Consider the following 18,842-nt stretch of genomic DNA (forward strand, 5'->3'; position numbering starts at 1 on the left):
ACCGTGGGATTTTTCAGCAGCCTGTTAATGATGAAGTGGTTGAGGCGATCGGCCGCCTCGCCCATAAGGCTGGGCATGCAGCGTATCCTTGCCTTGTTCGCCCCGATTGCGCTCCTAGCCGGATGCGTCGCGCCCGCTCGCCCCGAGCCAAAGGCACCACCGCCGCCCCCGGCATCCACACCGACGCCCGCGCCGGCACCCGCACCTGCCAGCAGCGATTGGCGCGATTGGCCGCTGACGCCTGGGACTTGGGCTTATGCACGCCTGGCGGGCGGATCGATTGCACGTTTCGGGCAACCGGGGGCCGAGCCCGAATTGACGTTGCAGTGCGACCTTGGCGGCAATGTGCTGATCTTGTCGCGGCGCGGAGCCGCGCCTGCCGGGGCCGCGATGACGATCCGCACCAACACCACCACGCGCGCAGTGGCGACGCAAGCAACCGGAAGCGCAATGGCGGTGCGCCTCCAGCCGCGTGACCCGTTGATCGACGCGATCGGATTCAGCCGCGGTCGGTTTGTCGTCGAACAACGTCCGATGGCGGTGCTGGTCGTGCCGACCTGGGCAGAGTTCCTGCGCGTCGCCGAAGATTGCCGCGGGTGACGATGCGGCAGACAAGGCGACTTTACTGGGCACTGGCGGCGATGATCGCGCTGGCCGGGTGTAATACTGAGCCGAATGCCGCTCCCAAGCCTGCCCAGCCCGCTGCCGACGACACACCGCAGATCGCGACCGCACCGCCACCGCCCGTATCGCCCGACACGACCCGGATTGCTACGCCCGAACTCGACCATGTCGGAACCGCGCTTGGCAGTTGGTCTATGCAGGACGGCAATGCGGTGTTCGGCCCGCCAGGCGGCAACCCTTATTTCATCCTGTCCTGTGATGCCCAGGCTCGTCGCGTGCGGATGGCGCGCAGCGATCGTCGGGGTGATGCCGATCGCCTGCAAATCGTAACGGCCAACGCATCGGCGACGATGACGGCAAGCATTGATCCAGGCCCGCCGCGCATGGTGGCCGGCAGCCTTAGCGCGGATGACATGTTTTTCGGCGCATTGCTCGCCGGTGATGACCGGTTCGGCGTGCGAATCGATCGCCAGCGGACCTTGGCCATGCCGATGGCGGCGGCGCTTCGCACGGTGATCGAGAACTGCCGCCGCCCGGATTGAAGGCCGATCAGTAGGGCGAAGAGAATCGTCCAAAACGACATGCATTACAAGACTTGTTCTACACCGTCGGATGATTCAAAACCGCAGTCGTGCCGAGGGGCACGACCATTTTTTCAACTAGCGAAAGGAGGTGATCCGATGTCTCATGGTTCAGCAAAGGGGTCGGTTCAGTTCGTTCGGGAGACGCGCCGCTAAGCTGTGGCAGCCGAGGGCGGGGGCGCTATTGTCCCATCCAACGCCTTCCTGACCGCAAGCTCGCGGCTCGCATGGTCTCCCACGCTGGAACTTCCGGCCGCTGACCATGTTCGAGGCTGTCGGGTCCGTAGATCGGACTCGGCAGCCTCTTTCATTTTCGGCATCCACTGAACCCTCCCGTCGCGGGCGCGATGGCAACCGAAAGCAATCGCGATGGCACACGGCATTCTCGTCTTTTACGGTTCGTACCGAAGCGACCGGCAGGGCATCCGCTTGGCCCGCTATCTGGTGCAGGCGCTGGCGGCGCGCGGCGACGACGCCGAATTGATCGACGCACAGGCGATCGGGCTGCCGATACTCGATCGCATGTTCAAGGAATATCCCAAGGGCGAAGCACCCGCGAACATGGCGAAGCTGGCCGAGCAAATCCGCACCGCTGATGGCTTCGTATTCGTTGCCGGTGAGTATAATTGGGGGATGCAGCCCGGGCTGAAGAACCTGACCGACCATTTCCTCGAGGAGTGGTTCTGGCGGCCAGCGGCGATCGCAAGCTATTCGGCCGGTCGCCTTGGCGGTGCCCGCGCCAATTCGGCCTGGCACGCGACGCTTTCCGAAATGGGCATGGTTGTGGTGTCGAGCACCCTCACCGTCGGCGGTATCGGCCATGCGCTCGACGCCGACAGCCAACCAACCGGCGAGGGCGGCCAAGCGCTGGTCAAAGCCTTTCCGCGTTTCGCCGACGACCTGCGATGGTGGACCGAAGCGGCCCTAGCCCAGCGCGAACGGCATAATCCGCCGTATTGAAGCAGTTAACACAGTCGCTGGGCGGCATTTTCGCGCTTGCCCGCCGCATCCGGCACTGACATGTTCCGATCATTCATCGGGGGTGTCAGTCATGCGTAAGAGTTCGGTACAGCGTCGTTCGTTGACGACCATCATAGCGACGGCAATGCTGCTTGCCGCTTGTGGTGGTGGCGGATCGGGTTCAGTTTCGAGTTCCCCCTCCGGCAGCACCCCCGCCCCAACGCCAGTCCCTGCACCGAATCCCACCCCGCCGCCAGCGGCCACCTGCTCGCTGGCATCGCGCCAGAGCTGGGTGCTGGCGCAAATGCGCGAATGGTATCTGTTCCCCGAAACGCTGCCGACCGCGCTTAATCCGACCGGGTTTTCCAACCTCGACGATTATATCGATGGCCTGACCGCAAATGCGCGCGCGCTGAACCGCGACAGGTTCTTCACCTATGTCACCTCGATCGCCGATGAAAACGCCTTCAACAATTCAGGTGCAACGGCGGGCTTTGGCTTCCGCCTGGCGGTGAATTCGATGAACCAGTTGGTGGTGAGCGAATCGTTTGAAGATGCTCCGGCGCTTGCCGCCGGGATCGACCGGGGCGCACAGATCGTCGGCATCGGAACGACGATCGCGAATGTTCGCGGCATTCAGGACATCGTCAACTCCGGCGGCAACGAAGCGCTGGTAAATGCATTCGGTCCCGACACGCCGGGAACGGCGCGCGTACTGCGCGTGCGCGGCGTCGATGGCGTCCAGCGGGACGTTTCGGTGACCAAGACCGATTTCAATCTTTCGCCGGTGTCATCGCGTTACGGTGTGCGCATGCTCGACAATGGCGGTCAGCGCGTGGGGTATTTGAACCTTCGCACCTTCATTCGTTCGGCGGATCCGCAACTGCGCACCGCCTTTGCCCAGTTCCGTGCCGAGGGCATCACCAACCTCATTGTCGATTTCCGCTATAATGGTGGCGGCCTGCTCTCAACGGCAGAGCTGCTCGGTGACCTGATGGGACGCGACCGCACTTCGAGCCAGGCCTTCAATAGCTTCCGCTTCCGCCCTGAGAAATCGGCTGAAAATTACACCAAATTTTTTGCGCCCCAGCCCGAAAGCGTTGCGCCAATGCGGATTGCTTTCATCGGCACCGACGGATCCGCATCGGCAAGCGAACTCGTGATCAACGCCTTCATTCCTTATTTGCAAAACCGGGTGGCGCTGATCGGCAGCAACACTTTTGGCAAGCCGGTCGGGCAGATCGGTCTCGATCGCCCCGAATGCGACGACCGGCTGCGGGTGGTCGCGTTTGCAGGAGTGAATGCCGACAATCAGGGCGATTATTATAACGGCCTTGCCTCTACCGTGCGCGCAAGCTGCCGTGCCGAGGACGATTTGAATTTCCCGATGGGCGACCCGCGTGAGCAGTCGACGGCACGGGCACTCGATTTCCTTGCCGGGCGCAGCTGCACGCCCATCGCCGGCGCTCAGGCATCAGTCGCTGCGACATCGCGCACAGCGGGCATGGCCGGCGGCCAATCCTTGGCACCGCAACAGGAATTGCTCGTTCCGGCACGCCCAACCCCGGTGCAGCGCGAAGTGCCCGGGGCATTCTGATGCGGCTTCGCGCCCGGCAGCTCAGGCAGCCAGCGCGAAACGCAACATGCGGTTGGGCAGCGGCACCAGCGCCTGTGCGCCCGGCCCGACCGCACGGATGATTTCGGGGTGCGCTGCATCCAATCCACCGGTCAGCGCGCCGAACGCGGGCAGGATCAATTTGGTCGGCGTCGCGACGAAACAGCGCCGGGCGATGTTTCGGCCCCGCACCGTAACGCGCAGTTTCGGATGGAAATGCCCCGACATTTCGGGACGCGCCTCACTTGCGTCAGCCTCGTGGCGAAGCACCACGCCATCGACCACCGCATCGGCCAGCACCTCGCCGCCGCAGCGATCGACCATGCCGGCATCGTGGTTGCCGGTGATCCACACCCAGCGCCGCCCGCCGACCAGCGCGCGTAGCCCGTCCTGCACCGCCACCGGCAGGCGATCGCAGCCGGCTGCATCGTGGAAGCTATCGCCCAGGCACCACACCTCGCGCGGATCACATTGCGCCACCGCCGCCTGCAACCGATCGAGCGTCGCCATCGAATCATAGGGCGGCAGCATCTGCCCGTGCGAGGCGAACCAGCTCGCCTTTTCGAAATGCAGATCAGCGACCAGCATCGCGCGGCGCGCGGGCCAGAACAGCGCACCATCGGCCAAGGCGGCAAAATCATGCCCAGCGAACGAAAAGGGAACCATGCGCCGGGCTATGCCGCCTGCCATTCGCCGGCGCAACCGCTTCACGGCGTCCGCTGCGAATTGAACAAAGCGGTACGAACGGTTTTGCGCGGCAGCAGGAACCGCACCTCGCGATTGGCGAAATCAATCTGCACCTTCCAGAACAGGCGCATCGCATCCATGCCCAGGAACAATGCCGGCCGGTCCTCCAGCCCCAGGCGGCGGAACGGTGCGACATCGGCAAAGGCGATCGGCAGATTTTGCAACTCGACCCCGCCGACGGTCACATGCGGGACCTGCAATTGCTCAGCCAAAACCACACCGCCAGTAACATCGGTAAGCTGCGCCGGTGACATTGGTAAGCTGCGCCGGCGGATGAGTTCGAGCAGCTTGGCGTTGCCGACACTCACGCTGGTGCCGGTATCGAGAATGACCGCAATCCGCTTGTCGCCGTAAAAAGCATCGGACATGATCAGTCGCCCCGCAAGCGTCTTGGCGCGAATGACGATCTCACCCGCTGCCGCTGCCCGCCGACGGCGAAGCGAACGCTTCACCTGCATTTCATTGGTCTGGAAATCGATCTGCACCGCATTGCCCGCGAGCGTATCGAGCCCGACCAGGCCGTCGGCCCCCAGATGCGCCCGGTCCAGCGCAGGTGCTTCGATCGGTACGCCGCGCGGCACCGCGTCAATCTCGAGCGACGGGATCACCGCCGTCGCCGCCGGGCTGCTTCCCGCCATCGCCGCAATGTTGACCGTCGGGCCGACAGCCAGGCCAAGCACGCCCGCCAATTGATGCGCGATCACCGTCCGCTCGGCGCCGGTATCGATGATGAAGCGATAGGGGCCGCTGCCGTTCAACCGCACCGGCACGCTCATCCGCTCGTCATGATCGGTGAAGGCGAGGATGTCGGCGAGCGCATCATTCGCCGAATTGCCAGCATCGGGAACGACCGATTCGGGCATGACCGGCAGCGAATGTGTCTGCCCCGCTGCGGGGGTGGCGATCAACGCCAAAGCCATGATGGCGGCAAGCTGCAACATCGTCATAACATAGGCAGGTCCCGCCCCCGTAACAATCGAGATCAATCGGCGCGCATCGCCTCTGCCGCCAGCACCTCGGCCTCTTCGAGCAGCGCGTCGTCGGCGCTGCCCTGGCCCACGCTCTCACGACCGATCAGCACCAGCACCGGTACCGCCAACGGGCTCACGCGGTCGAGCACGACATGCAGCATCGTCGCCGCCGCCCGGTCGAGCAGGCTGGCGAGCCGCCCGACATCGGTCATCCGCGCCCGCGCATCCTCCCACGCCGCCTGCAACAACAAATGCCCAGGCTCGTATTTGCGCAGCACGTCATAGATCAGGTCGGTCGAAAAGGTCACCTGCTTGCCGGTTTTCTTCTTGCCCGGGATCTGCCGCTCGACCAGCCCGCCGATCACCGCGACTTCGCGAAATGCCCGTTTCAACAGCGCCGATCCCTGCACCCATTCGACAAATTCATGCTCGAGGATGTCGGGCGAGAACAACGCCGCAGGATCGGTAATCGGCTCCAGCCCATAACAGGCCAGCGCATAATCGTTCGACACAAAGCCGATCGGCTTCAGCCCCAATTGCTCCATCCGCCGCGTCACCAGCATCCCCAGCGACTGGTGCGCGTTCCAGCCTTCGAAGCTGTACATCACCATGTAGTGCCGCCCGTCGCGCGGGAAGGTTTCGACCAGCAGCTCGCCCGGCTTGGGCAACACCGATCGGTTACCCTGCATCTCCAGCCATTCGCGCACATCCGGCGGAAAGTCGTGCCAGGCACTGCGATCGTGGAGATAGGTGCGAACGCGGTGCGCCAAATTGGTCGATAGCGGCAGCCGCGCGCCGACATAGCTCGGGATCCGCGCGGGCCGCGAGGTTGCGCGCACCACCAGATCAAGCTGGTCGATCTTCTCGACCTCCAGGCTCATGCCGGCGAAGAAAAACGTATCGCCCGGCGACAAGGTAGAGGCGAAATACTCCTCGACCGTCCCCAGCTTGCGCCCATTGCGGAAGCGCACTTCGAGCGTCGCGGCATCGACGATGATCCCCGCATTCAGCCGATGCTGAGTCACGAAGCGCGGATGCGCCACCCGCCACAACCCGTCCGGCCCCAGCGCCAGCCGCTTGAACCGGTCATAGGCCTTCAGCGCATAGCCACCATCGGCGATGAATTGCAGCACACGCTCAAACAACTCGTCGGTCAGCGCCGAATAAGGCAACGCCCCGCGCACTTCGTGCAGCATGACCGCAGCATCGAACGGCGCGGCGCACGCGCACGCCATCAAATGCTGCGCCAGCACGTCGAGCGCGCCGGGGCGGAAGATATCGGGATCAAGCTCGCCGGCATGCACCGCGTCGAGCGCGGCGCGCGCTTCAAGATATTCGAAGCGGTTGCCGGGAACCAGTATCGCCTTCGACGGCTCGTCCAGCCGGTGGTTGGCGCGGCCGATCCGCTGGAGCAGCCGCGACGATCCCTTGGGCGCGCCCATCTGGATCACGCAATCGACATCGCCCCAATCGACGCCCAGGTCCAGGCTGGCGGTGGCGACCAGCGCGCGCAGCCGTCCGTCTGCCATCGCCGATTCGACCTTGCGCCGCGCCTCACGCGACAGGCTGCCGTGATGCACCCCCATCGGCAGATTGGCGTCGTTGACCTTCCACAAATCCTGAAAGATCAGCTCGGCGAGCCCGCGCGTATTGCTGAACACGATCGTGGTGCGATGCTGCGCGATCGCCGCCATCACCTGCGGCGCGGCATAGCGCCCCGAATGGCCCGACCACGGCACCCGCCCCTGTGGCAGCAGGATGGCGATATCGGGATCGGCCCCCGCCTCGCCCTGCACCAGTTCGACGGTGTCGATATCGCCATCGGGTGCCAGCCAGGCGCGATAGCCATCGGCATCGGCGACGGTCGCCGACAGCGCGACCCGGCGCATCGCCGGCGCAATCGCCTGCAGCCGTGCCATCCCCAGCGACAACAGGTCGCCGCGCTTGCCGGTGGCAAAGGCGTGGACTTCATCGACCACCACACAGCGTATCCCGGCGAACATCGTGAAACTGTCGGGATAGCTCAGCAACAGGCTGAGCGATTCGGGGGTGGTCAGCAGAATGTTGGGCGGCTTGGCTCGCTGCCGCGCCTTGCGGTCGGACGGCGTATCCCCGGTGCGCGCCTCGACCGTGATCGACAGCCCCATCTCGGCAATCGGGGTGAGTAAATTGCGCTGGACGTCGATCGCCAGCGCCTTGAGCGGTGAGATATACAGGGTGTGGATGCCCTCATGCGGCTGCTCGATCAACTCGGTCAGCGTCGGCAAGAACCCCGACAGCGTCTTGCCTGCCCCCGTCGCGGCGATCAGCAGCGCGTGACGCCCCGCCCGCGCCGCGCCCAGCATATCCATCTGATGCCGGCGCGGTTGCCAGCCACGCGCCGCGAACCAGTCGGTCAGTTGGGCGGGCAACGCCGCGATATTCGTCATGTGCGGCTTGATCCGGCATCCATGCCAGCCGGGCAACCCCGAAACCGCAAGCCGGGGTCACGGGCTTTCGCCGGTGCGCTCAATGCCCGCCGGCAGCCTTGTCGGCCTTGTCCTGCTCATCATAATTGCGGCGCGTCGCATCCTCGGTCGCTTGCACTTCACTGGCGCTGCCGCGATTGTTTCGCATCGCCCAGACGATCGCGATCACCAGGATGATCGGACCAATAATGGTCAGCGCACCCCATAGGGTGTTCAGATCGAACGACATGCAAATCTCCTTTGCCTGCCCAACGAGGCCAAAACGCTTTCGATCCAATTGCATGCTGCGCCATCGCCACCACATTGCAGGCATGAGCCCAGGCCGATGGATCGAACCCAAGCCGGAGGGCATCTATATCCCCGCCGCCGATGCCTGGGTCGATCCCTCGCAGTCCAAACCGCGCGCGCTGGTGACGCATGGCCATGCCGATCACGCGCGCGGCGGGCATGGCGCGGTATGGGCGACGCCCGAGACGCTGGCGATCATGGACGTGCGCTATGGGCAGCAGGCGGGGCACCCCGTCGCCTATGGCCAGAAGCTGCGGCTGGGCGAGGTCGATATTTCGTTCGTGCCTGCCGGCCATGTGCTGGGATCGGCGCAGATCGTGCTCGACCATGCGGGTGAGCGCGTAGTGGTATCGGGTGACTATAAGCGCCGCGAGGACCCAACGTGCGCGGCGTTCGAGCCGGTCAAATGCGACGTCTTCATCACCGAGGCGACCTTTGGCCTGCCGGTTTTCCGCCATCCGCACACGCATGACGAGATGAACAAATTGCTCGCTGCGTTGCGCGCCGAACCCGATCGCTGCGTGCTGGTCGGGGCCTATGCGCTGGGCAAGGCGCAGCGGGTGATCCGCGAATTGCGCGTGCTGGGGTTCACCGATCCGATCTATCTGCACGGCGCGCTGCAACGCCTGTGCGACCTGTATGTCGCGCACGGCGTCGATCTGGGCGAGCTGCGCCCCGCCGCCGGCGTGCCAAAGGCCGAGCTTGCCGGGCGGATCGTGATGGCACCGCCATCGGCGCTCAACGATCGCTGGTCGCGGCGGCTGCCCGATCCGATCACCGCGATGGCATCGGGCTGGATGCGCGTGCGCCAGCGCGCCCGCCAGCGGCAGGTCGAGCTGCCGATCATCCTGTCGGACCATGCCGATTGGGACGAGTTGACCACGACCATCCTGGAAATCGCCCCGCGCGAAGTCTGGGTCACGCATGGCCGCGAAGACGCGCTGGTCCATTGGTGCGCCCAGCGCCAGATCAAGGCGCGCGCACTCGACCTGCTGGGCTTCGAAGACGAGGACGACTGAACTCCATATCTCCCGGGAAGGGAGGGGAGAAACGCATTGCCGCAGCCTTCCCAGCAGGTTAGCCTTCGCGTTTCCTCGGGCCGATCGCCCGCCAATCAAGGGCTGTCCATGTCGCATCGCCTGTTGCTGCCGTTGATGCTGTTCGTCCCCGCCTGCGCCGCGACCACGCCGCCGCAGACCATCGCCTCCCAGCCCACCGCTGCGCCCGGTGCCAATGCCGAGGATGCGCGGCTGCTCGCCTTTCTCGACAAGGCGTTCGACGAGGCGGTCGCGCTCAGCCCCGAAACGCTAACCAGCTTTGGCAGCAAGACCGATTACGACAAGCTCGACGACTATACCTCGGCCGAAGGCGAACGCCGGATGGCGATGGCCGAGGCGACACTCGCCGAAATGCGCCGCCAGTTCCGCCCCGATGCATTGAGCGAAAGTGGGCGGCTCAGCTACCGGCTGTTCGAAACCCAGGTCGAAAACCAGCGCCGCCAATACGCCTTTCGCGACTATAGCTTCCCCGTCTCGACCAATGGCAGCCCGGCAGGCTCAATCCCGGTCTTCCTGATCAACCAGCACAAAATCGCCAGCGTCGCGGATGCTCAGGCCTATATCGCGCGCATCGCCGAGACCGATCGCGTGATGCGCGAAGTCGCCGCGCACATGCGCATGCAGGCTGCTAAGGGGATCATCCCGCCCAAGATGGTGTTCGCACCCGCGCGCGCCGACGCGCAGAAAGTCATCACCGGCGCGCCCTTCACCGCGGGCGAAGACAGCACCTTGCTCGCGGATTTCAGAAAGAAGGTAGCCGCGCTCGATGCGCCCGCCGCGACCAAGGCAAAGCTGGTCGCCGATGCCAGCGCCGCGCTCACCGGCCCGTTCAAGACCGGCTTCGTCACGCTGTTCGCCGCGCTCGACGAGATCGAGCCGCAAGCCAAGGGCAATGACGGCGCGTGGAGCCTGCCCGATGGCGAAGCCTATTACGCCGCGCGCCTCGCGCAGAACACTACCACCGCCATGAGCGCCGACGCGATCCACCAGCTTGGCCTCGCGCAGGTCGCGCGCATTCGTGCCGAGATGGAGGCGGTGAAAGACCGCGTCGGCTTCCAGGGCACGCTCGGCGAATTTTTCGAGGATGTTCGCAGCAATCCGCGCTTCAAATATGAAAATTCGGCTGCGGGTCGCGAGGTGTATCTGACCGACGCGCGCGCGGTGATCGCATCGATGATGGCCGCCGCCCCGCGCTATTTCCGCACCCTGCCCAAGGCGGCGCTCGAAGTGCGCGCGGTCGAGGCATGGCGGCAGGATACCGCGCCGGTCGCATTCTACGACCGCCCCGCCCCCGATGGCTCGCGGCCGGGCATCTTCTACGTCAACCTCGCCGATATGGGCCAGGTGCAAAAGGTGCAGACCGCAGGAATCGCGGTGCACGAAGGCGCGCCCGGCCATCATTTCCAGATCGCCCGGCAGCAGGAACTGCCCGACATGCCCAAATTCCGCCGGCTCGGCGGGTACAGCGCATACGCCGAAGGCTGGGGACTCTATACCGAGCGGCTGGCCAAGGAGATGGGCGCGTATAGCGATCCCTATGACGAGTTCGGCATGCTCTCGCTCCAGATGTGGCGCGCGATCCGGCTGGTCACCGATACCGGGATGCATTCGAAGCGCTGGTCGCGCGAACAGGCGATCGCCTATTTTCAGGAAAATTCATCGCTGGCGCAGCGCGACATCGTCAAGGAGGTCGAGCGGTACATCAACAATCCGGGCCAGGCGACCAGCTACATGATCGGCCAGCTCAAGATCGCCGAGCTGCGCGCGCGATCGGAGAAGACGCTGGGCAACCGCTTCGACATCCGCGATTTCCATGAGGTGATCCTGGGCAATGGCGCGATGCCGCTCAATGTGCTCGAGGAGCAGGTCGACCGCTATATCGCTGCCAAGCGCGGCTAGAAATCGGTCCCCAGCGTCACGGCGAGGCCCGATCCCGGCGCGGCCTTGCCCGCCAGGCGCTGCCGCCAATCGACCGATAGCCGCAACGATTGCCCCGCCACGGGCAGCGCAATGGTCGCGGTCGGTCCGAGGTCGAGCCGCTGGGCATCACGCTGCGCGCCGCCCCATGCGCCTGCGCCCACGGTGACGCCCGGCAGGATCGGGCGGGTCAGCCGCAGCGCGCCATCGGCGAACCCCTCGATCGTCCCGCCACGCGCCACCGCGCCCGCCTGGCCATAGCCCTCGACGATCAGCCCCGCCGCGAGCGAAGTAGGCCCTATCCCGCCCACCACGAACACTGCTTGCCCGTCGGCAGTCCCGTCGATGCCGAAACGCTGCTCGGCGATCATCGCGACATTGGCGCTGGCTGGACGCCACTCAAACCCCAAAGCAGCCTCGCTGCCGCTTCCCCGCAACGGCGTCGAAACCCGCACCGTCGCGGCCAAGGTGCGCGCCTCGCCCAGTGCGTAGCGCAGCCGCACCCCCGCCTGCGATCCGCCAAGCTGCCCGGCATCGGACAAGGTCCGCCCGCCATCGCGCGCAACCAGCCATGCGGCCCCACTGAAACGCGCGGCACCACTAGCGGCCGGGACGATCGACCGGCGCGGCGATGGCGACCAACTGTCCTGCGCTGCTGCGACAGTGGCTCCGACAGGCGATATACTGATCGAAGGCAACGCCGATGCAGCAGCGCGATCGGCAGATACGAACAATGCTCCCGGCGCACTCGAAAACAGCCCGCGCGATGGACCATGCCGGACCAGTGCCGGTGTTACCGGCTTAGCGTAGTCCACGCTGCCCGCCGCAGGGACCGCCACCGACGCAGCCTGCGCAGTCAAAGACGGCACCGTCAGTTCGGCCGCTTCAGGCATCAGCAACGACACCCGCAGCAGCACCCATCCCCCCAGGACATAGCCGACAAAACGAAGCGGTCGACCAGCGCCACTCACCCCGCGCCGCTTTCCACCAGATCGGGAAAATGATGCCGCGTCTTGTCCCAGGTCAGTGTCTGGCCGCGCAGCAGGCCGATATAGCGGAAAAGTGCCCGCCGCGCCGCAAGCAGCGCGATGAAATTGCCGACGACCATGCGCGGCACCGATAACAGCGCCTCGACCCGGCCATAGGCAACACCGACAAAGGCCATGCGCACCACCGCGCGCCACGCCAACAGCGCCAGATTGACGCCCAACAACCACTGCATCGCCGGGGTTAGCGGTTCAGGCTGGCTGCCCGACCACCAGTGCAGCACCGCCCCGAGCGACCAGCCCACCAGCGCAAAATAGGCCGATAGCAGCAACAGCCATGCAATCAGCGTGCGTCGATCGCGCATCCGCATCCAATGATCGCCCATGTCAAACCGCCGGCCCCACCCGATGCGATCCCACCCTGCCAGCGCAATGCCAGTCATCCAGCGCGCCTTTTGTCGAACCGCCGCATCCAGCTTGGCTGGAAAATAGGCATGCACCGCCACCGGCGGGCCGCCCGGTCGCTCCGCCACACGCGCGAACACCGCACGGCCGCGCAGGCTGGCGACCGTCAATCCAAGCTCATAATCCTCGACCAAACTAGTAGCATCGAACGGCAGACCGCCGCGCAAATCGGCCACTTTGGCCATCATCGAGCGCGCGATCGCACAACCGACCCCAGCCAGCGGCATCGCCGCCCCCAATGCCTGACGCACCAGCGCCTGTTTGGCATGGAGTTCAGTGAACTCATCAAGATAATGGCCCGACACAAAGCGCGACGTCCGATCGACCAGCGGCGATACCGGGATCTGCACGATGTCGGCGCGATCCAGGAAATGCGCGTAGACCCGCAACTCGCCGGAATGCACGACGTCTTCGGCATCGTGCAGCACGATCGCGTCAAACCGGCGGCCCTGGCGCTCCTCGTCTTGCAACAGCGCCTGCCACACGACGTTCAGGCAATGCGCCTTGGTCGTCGGTCCCGGCAGGTCGCCGATCACCAGTCGAACCCGCGCATCGTCCCCGGCAGCGGCGCGCACCGCATCGATCGTCGCACGGTCATTGGGATAGGTGCCGACATAGAGGCAGTAATCGCCATGCCCCAACCGGGCGAGCGCGGTCCGCACCATGCCGCCGATCACATCGGCTTCGTCCCAGGCTGCCACGAATATCGCAATAAAAGTGGGTGGCGCTTGGAGCTTGTCCAAATGAAGCAGCACATCGCCGCGCAACCGGATAGCCAGCACGCGAATAATATATAATATATCAACCAGCAGATCGTCGAACCCACCGATCGCAATACCTATTGCCGCGAAAAGCATAGCTTCATGCGTCGCCGCCTCAAGCGCACTCGTCATCACCGCCCGTTCGCCATCGCTGCGCCATTCCCATGCCAATGGCGTTAACCATCCGACCGGCAATGTTGGGACGCAAGCGGAACGAAACGGTATCTGCTTCAATTCAGTGCAACTTTACCCCGGTCGGCACGAGACCGACCGGGGCAGCCATTGCCGCTTCCGGGCTAGGTTAGAAGTAGAAGCCCCGGATCACATCGACCACGATGCCGCGGCGCTGATCGACCAGGACCACGTCGTTATAGTGCCGCACCCAGCGCTGGTTGCCGCGCACGGGGGGCAGGCGATAGCGCCACGGATCGTTGATTAAGTAACGCTGGCCGTAATAAGCTGGCGCGATCCGAACGCCGGGGCGAAACTGGTTGTAGCGGAACGGCGCACGCCAATTGCCGCCAGCGTACAGGTTGCGGTGCGTGTTGCGATAGGCACGCCAATCGTTGCGGCCATACGCGCGGTTACGATCGCGAACGTCCTCGCGGACTTCCTGCCGGGCCTGCCGGACATCGCGGCGCTCGCGCTGGATATCGCGACCGTCGCCATAGCGCTGGGCCTGGCGCAGTTCGCCGCGTTCTTCGCGCAGATCGCGGCGGCTCTCGCGCACTTCGCGCTGTGACTGGGCGGCTGCCGGGATAGCGATCGCCGGCATGGCGACGGCTGCCATCAATGCGGCCAATATACACTTACGCATCTGCCAACCTCCTTCGATCTTCGTCGGCGGGCGGTTCAGCGAACCGTCCCCGATGAAGATGTTTTGCAGGAGTCGCGCTGAACGATGCGCGAACGCATTGGTCAGCGAAATGAAAGCTGAATCAGTTCGGGCCGCCAGGCCCACCGCCCGCACCTGGCGCGCCGACGGTGCCGATATTGCCGAACAATTCCTGGAAAAAGCTCTTGTCGCGACCCAGCGTCGGCGTCTTTTTCTTGGTCGGATCGACCGATGCGACCTGCTCAACGCCCATCCGGTCGATGCTGGTCACATTGCCCGCGTCATCAAAGCGGATGCGAAGCGTGGTCTGCTTGGCAGGATTGGGGTTGTTGAAGGCCAGGTTGCGGCTGTCGCGCGAGATATAATACCACTCGCCCTTGTCGAATTGCCCGGTCAGCGTCGGCTGGCCCAGTGTCTTGAGCACGGATTCGCGATTGTCGACGCCGGGCTGCACCGAGTTCACCAGATCGGGATCGATCACATAGCCCTGATGGCTACGCAGCGGCACACAGGCCGACAAAGCCGCGCCGATCAACAGCAATGGAAGCAATATACGGGTGCCGGTCGGCGACATGGCGGGCAACATTCGACGTGGCTCCTGAAACGCAAGCAAGCGGATACTGCGCCAATGGATTGCATCGGCGGGCATTGCCCTCAATATGCCGGAGAGCCCGGTCAAACAAGGCCGCGCGCCGAACATGGAAAAACCAGCCGATGGGCCTGCTCAACCGACTTTTCGGTCGTACCGAACCGCGCGAAGCCGCGACCCTATACGAACAAGTGGTCGTGCGCGCGCGCGCCGAGCATTGGTATATCACGGGCGGCGTGCCCGACAGCGTCGACGGGCGCTTCGACATGGTCGCCGCTATCATGGCGATGGTGCTGCTGCGGATGGAGGAAGAGCAACAGGCGGCGGGCCAGCTCAGCGCCTCGCTCGCCGAATGTTTCATCGACGATATGGACGGCCAGCTTCGCCAGTTGGGCATCGGCGACATTACCGTGGGCAAACATATCGGCAAGATGATGGGGATGCTCGGCGGGCGGCTGGGCGCGTATCGCGATGGGCTGGCGGCGGGATCGATCGACGCCGCGCTCATCCGCAACCTGTATCGCGGCGAGGAACCAGCGCCTGCCGCGCTGGCGCATACCGCCGAATCGCTGACGGCGTTCCGCGCCGCGCTGATCGGTTCCTCGATCGACACGCTGCGCGCAGGGCGGCTGCCATGACCCCCGAATTCTCGCGCCCGCACCGGCTCGACCAGATCGGCACCGGCGAAAGTCGTATCCATATCGAAGCAAGCGACACCGAACGCGCGGCGCTTGCCAGCCGGTTCGATCTGCAGGCGATCGACCGGCTCGTCGCCGATTATGCGCTTCGCCGCGATGCCGCCGGGGTGATCGTCGCCACCGGCACGCTGGCGGGTGCTGTCGTCCAGTCGTGCATCGCCAGCGCCGCCCCGGTGCCTGCGTCGATCGCCGAAAGTTTCACGATCCGCTTCCTCCCCACCCCCGATGCCGACACCCCCGACGAAGTCGAACTCGACGCCGATGATTGCGACACCGTGTTCTATTCGGGCGGCGCGGTCGACCTTGGCGAAGCCGCCGCCGAGACGCTGGCGCTGGCGCTCGATCCGTTCCCGCGCAGCCCCGCCGCCGAAGCCGCGCTGCGCGAAGCAGGCGTGCTGCGGGAGGAGGAGCTCCGCCCGGTCACTGGCCTGTCGGGCCTCGCCGACCTGCTGAAGAAGGGCTGAGGCGGGGACTCTTCCCGCGTCATTCCTGCGGCGGGGGAATCCATACGCACCACTTCGGCATATGGATTCTCGCCTTCGCGGGAATGACGGATTGGAGTGCATCCCCTATCGTTCGCGGGTCGCGGCGAAATTCACCGCGGGATATCGTTCGGCGATATAGTTCACCTCCCATGCCGATTTCGCCAGGAACACCGGATTGTCGTCGCGATCCTTCGCCATCGACGTCCGGTTAAGCTCCATAAAGGTCTTGAGCTCTGCGGGATCGGCTGCCGATACCCAGCGCGCGGTGTCGAACGGTGCGGGCTCAAGCCCCGCCGCCACCTTATATTCGGCATCGAGCCGGCTGAGCAGCACTTCGAGCTGAAGCTGGCCCACCACGCCGATGATCCAGTTCGATCCGATCTCGGGATAGAAAACCTGCGTCACCCCCTCTTCGGCCATGTCGTCGAGCGCCTTGCGCAGCTGCTTGGTCTTGGTGAAATCCTTGAGCTGAACGCGGCGCAGGATTTCGGGCGCGAAATTGGGCAGGCCGGTGAAGCGCACCCCCGGCTTTTCGCTCAGCGTATCGCCCACCCGCAGCACGCCGTGGTTGGGGATGCCGATGATGTCGCCCGGATAAGCCTCGTCGGCCAGTTCGCGCTCACGCGCGAAGAACAGGATCGGCGAATGGATCGCGATCGGCTTGCCATGACCGCTGGGCGTCAGCTTCATGCCGCGCTTGAACACCCCCGAACACAGCCGCATGAACGCGATCCGGTCGCGGTGATTGGGGTCCATATTGGCCTGGACCTTGAAGATGAAGCCGGTGACTTCGCTGTCCGAGGGTTGCACCGGCGCGGGTTCGGCTGGCTGCGGGCGCGGACTGGGCGCATGGCGCGCGATCGCGTCGATCAGCGAATCAACGCCGAATTCCTTGAGCGCCGATCCGAAATAGACCGGCGTCAGATCACCCGCGCGATAGCGGTCGCCATCGAAATCGGCATAGCCCGCGACTGCCAGCTCGGCCTCCTCGCGCAGCCGATCGACGCCCTCGGGGCTGAGCGTGTTGGCCAGATCGGGGTCGTCGAGCCCGCGATATTGCTCGACCTTGCCCTGAAACTCGCGGCTGTCGCCTTCCGGCAACAACAGGCGATTGTCGACCAGATCGAAAATCCCCTCGAACTGGCCGCCCATCCCCACCGGCCAGGTCATCGGGCACACGTCGAGCTGGAGCATGTCGGCGACTTCGTCGAGCAATTCGAACGGCGGGCGGCCCTCGCGATCGACCTTGTTGACGAAGGTGATGATCGGCACGCTGCGCAGCCGGCAGACTTCGAACAATTTGCGCGTCTGCGGCTCGATGCCCTTGGCGGCGTCGATCACCATCACCGCCGAATCGACCGCGGTCAGCGTGCGATACGTATCCTCGCTGAAATCCTCATGCCCCGGCGTGTCGAGCAGGTTGAAGGTGATCCCCTGCCGCTCGAAGGTCATCACCGACGAGGTGACCGAAATGCCGCGCTGCTGCTCGATCTTCATCCAGTCCGATCGCGCGCGCCGCGCCTGGCCGCGCGCCTTGACCTCACCGGCAAGATGGATCGCGCCGCCGAACAGCAACAGCTTTTCGGTGAGCGTGGTCTTGCCCGCATCGGGATGCGAGATGATCGCGAAGGTACGGCGGTCTTGAGGGGTCATGCTGATTGTGCTGGTCCTGGCTGCACCTACCACCGTCATTCCCGCGAAAGCGGGAATCCAGAGACGCTGGTGGTTCGGCTCTATCAATGACGTGGTGACTGGATTCCCGCCTACGCGGGAATGACGGTGGTGGAAAGTGGCTGCGCCTCCAGCGTCACCGCCATCGCCACCGCCCGCGTCTCGCCGGGGGCAAGCCGCATCATGCCGGGCTTGTCCCAGATTTCGCCGGTAAAGCCTTGCGGATCGGCGATGCCATGCCACGGCTCGACACAGACAAACGCCGCGCCGGGCTTGCTCCAGATGCCCAGCATCGGGGTGCCGGGAAAGTCGATCCGCAGTTGCGGGCCTTTCGCGGCACCGTAGCGAACCGACTGGCTTTCGATCGTCTCCCACACCAGCGCATCGACCGCGAACAGATCGTCATGCAGCGCCAGCGTCCGCGCTTCGATCGGCGCGTCGCGATCGGCGGGGCCGATCAGGCCACCGGCCATGATCCGGCTGAGCCTGGCGGGCTCGTCGCGCTCGAAGACGATCCGGTGATCGGCGCGGGCTTGGCCATAGGGCAAAGGCCAGGCGAAAGCGGGGTGGAAGCCGATGCTGGCGGGCATGTCGCCCTCACCGCAATTGGTGACCGCCACCGTCGTCGTCAGCGTCGCGCCGGTGATCGCATGGGTGACGTCGAGCGCGAAGGCGAAGGGATAGGCTGGGCGGGTGGCATCGCTGTCGGTGAGGCGCAGCGTGACGCTGGCAGCGTCTTGGGCGACCAGTTCGAACGGCAGTTTTCGGGCGAGGCCGTGCTGCGGCAGCGCATATTGCTGGTCGCCGAGGCGGTAGGTGCCGCCGTTCAGCGCGCCGACGATCGGGAACAGGATCGGCGCATGGCCGGTCCAGAAGGCGGGGTCGGCATCGGTCATCAACTCGCGACCGGCAGGGTCGCGCAGGTGGGTTAATTCGGCACCCAGCGGGTTTATGACGGCGGAGAGATGATCGGTGGCGATTGTAAACATCGGGAGATCCTATCCTCCCTCTCCCGCTGGCGGGAGAGGGTTGCGCAGACTTGGTCCGCGTTCTTCACGCGGGCCTAGTCGGAGCTGGGTGAGGGTGGCGCGGTCGCACTCGCGACCGCGCGAGCCTGCGGCTC

Annotated in this window: 18 protein-coding genes; 8 read left to right on the forward strand and 10 right to left on the reverse strand. The window is 64.9% G+C overall.

The genetic code is table 11. From position 1 onward, the window contains the following. The 4 genes from QU44_RS12280 to QU44_RS12295 all read left to right on the forward strand — a co-directional run. Nucleotides 1-600: hypothetical protein (locus tag QU44_RS12280; protein WP_331377470.1), on the forward strand; the 600-nt coding region annotated here is incomplete at its 5' end. A 2-nt stretch (nt 601-602) separates the two neighbouring features. Further along, the gene (locus QU44_RS12285; RefSeq protein WP_033922565.1) at nt 603-1,166 is read left to right on the forward strand and encodes a hypothetical protein; all 564 of its coding nucleotides are present in this window, start codon (nt 603-605) and stop codon (nt 1,164-1,166) included. Between the two features lie 408 nt (nt 1,167-1,574). Further along, nucleotides 1,575-2,165, forward strand: coding sequence for an NADPH-dependent FMN reductase (locus QU44_RS12290; RefSeq protein WP_033922567.1), 591 nt, complete (start codon nt 1,575-1,577; stop codon nt 2,163-2,165). 121 nt (nt 2,166-2,286) lie between these two features. Continuing rightward, nucleotides 2,287-3,762, forward strand: a complete 1,476-nt coding sequence (locus QU44_RS12295) for a S41 family peptidase (protein ID WP_331377471.1) — start codon at nt 2,287-2,289, stop codon at nt 3,760-3,762. Between the two features lie 21 nt (nt 3,763-3,783). Here the strand turns inward: QU44_RS12295 and pdeM are convergent, their stop codons facing one another. The 4 genes from pdeM to QU44_RS12315 all read right to left on the reverse strand — a co-directional run bounded on the left by pdeM (nt 3,784) and on the right by QU44_RS12315 (nt 8,195). After that, complete coding sequence (gene pdeM / locus QU44_RS12300) at nt 3,784-4,446, reverse strand: ligase-associated DNA damage response endonuclease PdeM (RefSeq protein WP_033922568.1); 663 nt, start codon at nt 4,444-4,446, stop codon at nt 3,784-3,786. A 41-nt stretch (nt 4,447-4,487) separates the two neighbouring features. Continuing rightward, on the reverse strand, nt 4,488-5,474 hold the full coding sequence (locus tag QU44_RS12305) for a retroviral-like aspartic protease family protein (protein ID WP_033922569.1): 987 nt from the start codon (nt 5,472-5,474) through the stop codon (nt 4,488-4,490). Between the two features lie 35 nt (nt 5,475-5,509). Next, on the reverse strand, nt 5,510-7,927 hold the full coding sequence (locus QU44_RS12310; RefSeq protein WP_081988019.1) for a ligase-associated DNA damage response DEXH box helicase: 2,418 nt from the start codon (nt 7,925-7,927) through the stop codon (nt 5,510-5,512). 79 nt (nt 7,928-8,006) lie between these two features. Next, complete coding sequence (locus tag QU44_RS12315) at nt 8,007-8,195, reverse strand: hypothetical protein (RefSeq protein ID WP_156141146.1); 189 nt, start codon at nt 8,193-8,195, stop codon at nt 8,007-8,009. 82 nt (nt 8,196-8,277) lie between these two features. On the opposite strand from QU44_RS12315, the gene QU44_RS12320 reads away from it, so the two are divergent. Further along, entirely contained in the window at nt 8,278-9,273 is a 996-nt protein-coding gene (locus QU44_RS12320) for a ligase-associated DNA damage response exonuclease (protein ID WP_033922572.1), read from the forward strand. A gap of 108 nt (nt 9,274-9,381) precedes the next feature. Beyond that, nucleotides 9,382-11,211, forward strand: coding sequence for a DUF885 domain-containing protein (locus QU44_RS12325; protein WP_033922574.1), 1,830 nt, complete (start codon nt 9,382-9,384; stop codon nt 11,209-11,211). Here QU44_RS12325 and QU44_RS18700 read toward each other — a convergent pair. The 4 genes from QU44_RS18700 to QU44_RS12345 form a co-directional block, all read right to left on the reverse strand. Further along, nucleotides 11,208-12,200: a hypothetical protein gene (locus QU44_RS18700; RefSeq protein WP_231621732.1), complete on the reverse strand. Its 993-nt coding sequence runs from the start codon at nt 12,198-12,200 to the stop codon at nt 11,208-11,210. The genes QU44_RS12325 and QU44_RS18700 overlap by 4 nt on opposite strands. After that, the gene (locus QU44_RS12335; RefSeq protein ID WP_052134790.1) at nt 12,197-13,573 is read right to left on the reverse strand and encodes a glycosyl transferase family protein; all 1,377 of its coding nucleotides are present in this window, start codon (nt 13,571-13,573) and stop codon (nt 12,197-12,199) included. Before QU44_RS12335 ends, QU44_RS18700 begins: the two co-directional genes overlap by 4 nt. Nucleotides 13,574-13,742: 169 nt before the next feature. Continuing rightward, nucleotides 13,743-14,258 carry an RcnB family protein gene (locus QU44_RS12340; protein WP_033922584.1) on the reverse strand — a complete coding sequence of 172 codons (516 nt, stop codon included), beginning with the start codon at nt 14,256-14,258 and terminating at the stop codon, nt 13,743-13,745. A gap of 121 nt (nt 14,259-14,379) precedes the next feature. Next, nucleotides 14,380-14,850 carry an outer membrane protein assembly factor BamE gene (locus tag QU44_RS12345; RefSeq protein WP_081988020.1) on the reverse strand — a complete coding sequence of 157 codons (471 nt, stop codon included), beginning with the start codon at nt 14,848-14,850 and terminating at the stop codon, nt 14,380-14,382. A gap of 140 nt (nt 14,851-14,990) precedes the next feature. Between QU44_RS12345 and QU44_RS12350 the strand changes: the two genes are divergently transcribed. After that, nucleotides 14,991-15,503, forward strand: coding sequence for a ubiquinol-cytochrome C chaperone family protein (locus tag QU44_RS12350; protein WP_033922576.1), 513 nt, complete (start codon nt 14,991-14,993; stop codon nt 15,501-15,503). Next, a complete protein-coding gene (locus QU44_RS12355) occupies nt 15,500-16,027 on the forward strand; it encodes a YceD family protein (protein WP_033922577.1) in 528 nt (175 codons plus the stop codon). The genes QU44_RS12350 and QU44_RS12355 overlap by 4 nt, the downstream gene beginning before the upstream one ends. A gap of 105 nt (nt 16,028-16,132) precedes the next feature. Here QU44_RS12355 and QU44_RS12360 read toward each other — a convergent pair whose 3' ends face one another. Further along, nucleotides 16,133-17,701, reverse strand: a complete 1,569-nt coding sequence (locus QU44_RS12360) for a peptide chain release factor 3 (protein ID WP_033922586.1) — start codon at nt 17,699-17,701, stop codon at nt 16,133-16,135. Nucleotides 17,702-17,811: 110 nt separating this feature from the next. Beyond that, complete coding sequence (locus tag QU44_RS12365; RefSeq protein WP_033922578.1) at nt 17,812-18,708, reverse strand: aldose 1-epimerase family protein; 897 nt, start codon at nt 18,706-18,708, stop codon at nt 17,812-17,814. Nucleotides 18,709-18,842 lie beyond the last annotated feature (134 nt).

The organism is Sphingomonas sp. 37zxx (assembly GCF_000786205.1).
Lineage (GTDB): Bacteria > Pseudomonadota > Alphaproteobacteria > Sphingomonadales > Sphingomonadaceae > Sphingomonas.

Bases quoted from the DNA above. Each gene is read 5' to 3' on its own strand.
- QU44_RS12320 (WP_033922572.1), top strand. From the start codon at position 8,278: ATGAGCCCAGGCCGATGGATCGAACCCAAGCCGGAGGGCATCTATATC.
- QU44_RS12310 (WP_081988019.1), bottom strand. From the start codon at position 7,927: ATGACGAATATCGCGGCGTTGCCCGCCCAACTGACCGACTGGTTCGCG.
- QU44_RS12325 (WP_033922574.1), top strand. From the start codon at position 9,382: ATGTCGCATCGCCTGTTGCTGCCGTTGATGCTGTTCGTCCCCGCCTGC.
- QU44_RS12340 (WP_033922584.1), bottom strand. From the start codon at position 14,258: ATGCGTAAGTGTATATTGGCCGCATTGATGGCAGCCGTCGCCATGCCG.
- QU44_RS12290 (WP_033922567.1), top strand. From the start codon at position 1,575: ATGGCACACGGCATTCTCGTCTTTTACGGTTCGTACCGAAGCGACCGG.
- QU44_RS12345 (WP_081988020.1), bottom strand. From the start codon at position 14,850: ATGTCGCCGACCGGCACCCGTATATTGCTTCCATTGCTGTTGATCGGC.
- QU44_RS12335 (WP_052134790.1), bottom strand. From the start codon at position 13,573: ATGACGAGTGCGCTTGAGGCGGCGACGCATGAAGCTATGCTTTTCGCG.
- QU44_RS12360 (WP_033922586.1), bottom strand. From the start codon at position 17,701: ATGACCCCTCAAGACCGCCGTACCTTCGCGATCATCTCGCATCCCGAT.
- QU44_RS12285 (WP_033922565.1), top strand. From the start codon at position 603: ATGCGGCAGACAAGGCGACTTTACTGGGCACTGGCGGCGATGATCGCG.
- QU44_RS12315 (WP_156141146.1), bottom strand. From the start codon at position 8,195: ATGTCGTTCGATCTGAACACCCTATGGGGTGCGCTGACCATTATTGGT.
- QU44_RS12350 (WP_033922576.1), top strand. From the start codon at position 14,991: ATGGGCCTGCTCAACCGACTTTTCGGTCGTACCGAACCGCGCGAAGCC.
- pdeM (WP_033922568.1), bottom strand. From the start codon at position 4,446: ATGGTTCCCTTTTCGTTCGCTGGGCATGATTTTGCCGCCTTGGCCGAT.
- QU44_RS12355 (WP_033922577.1), top strand. From the start codon at position 15,500: ATGACCCCCGAATTCTCGCGCCCGCACCGGCTCGACCAGATCGGCACC.
- QU44_RS12365 (WP_033922578.1), bottom strand. From the start codon at position 18,708: ATGTTTACAATCGCCACCGATCATCTCTCCGCCGTCATAAACCCGCTG.
- QU44_RS12305 (WP_033922569.1), bottom strand. From the start codon at position 5,474: ATGACGATGTTGCAGCTTGCCGCCATCATGGCTTTGGCGTTGATCGCC.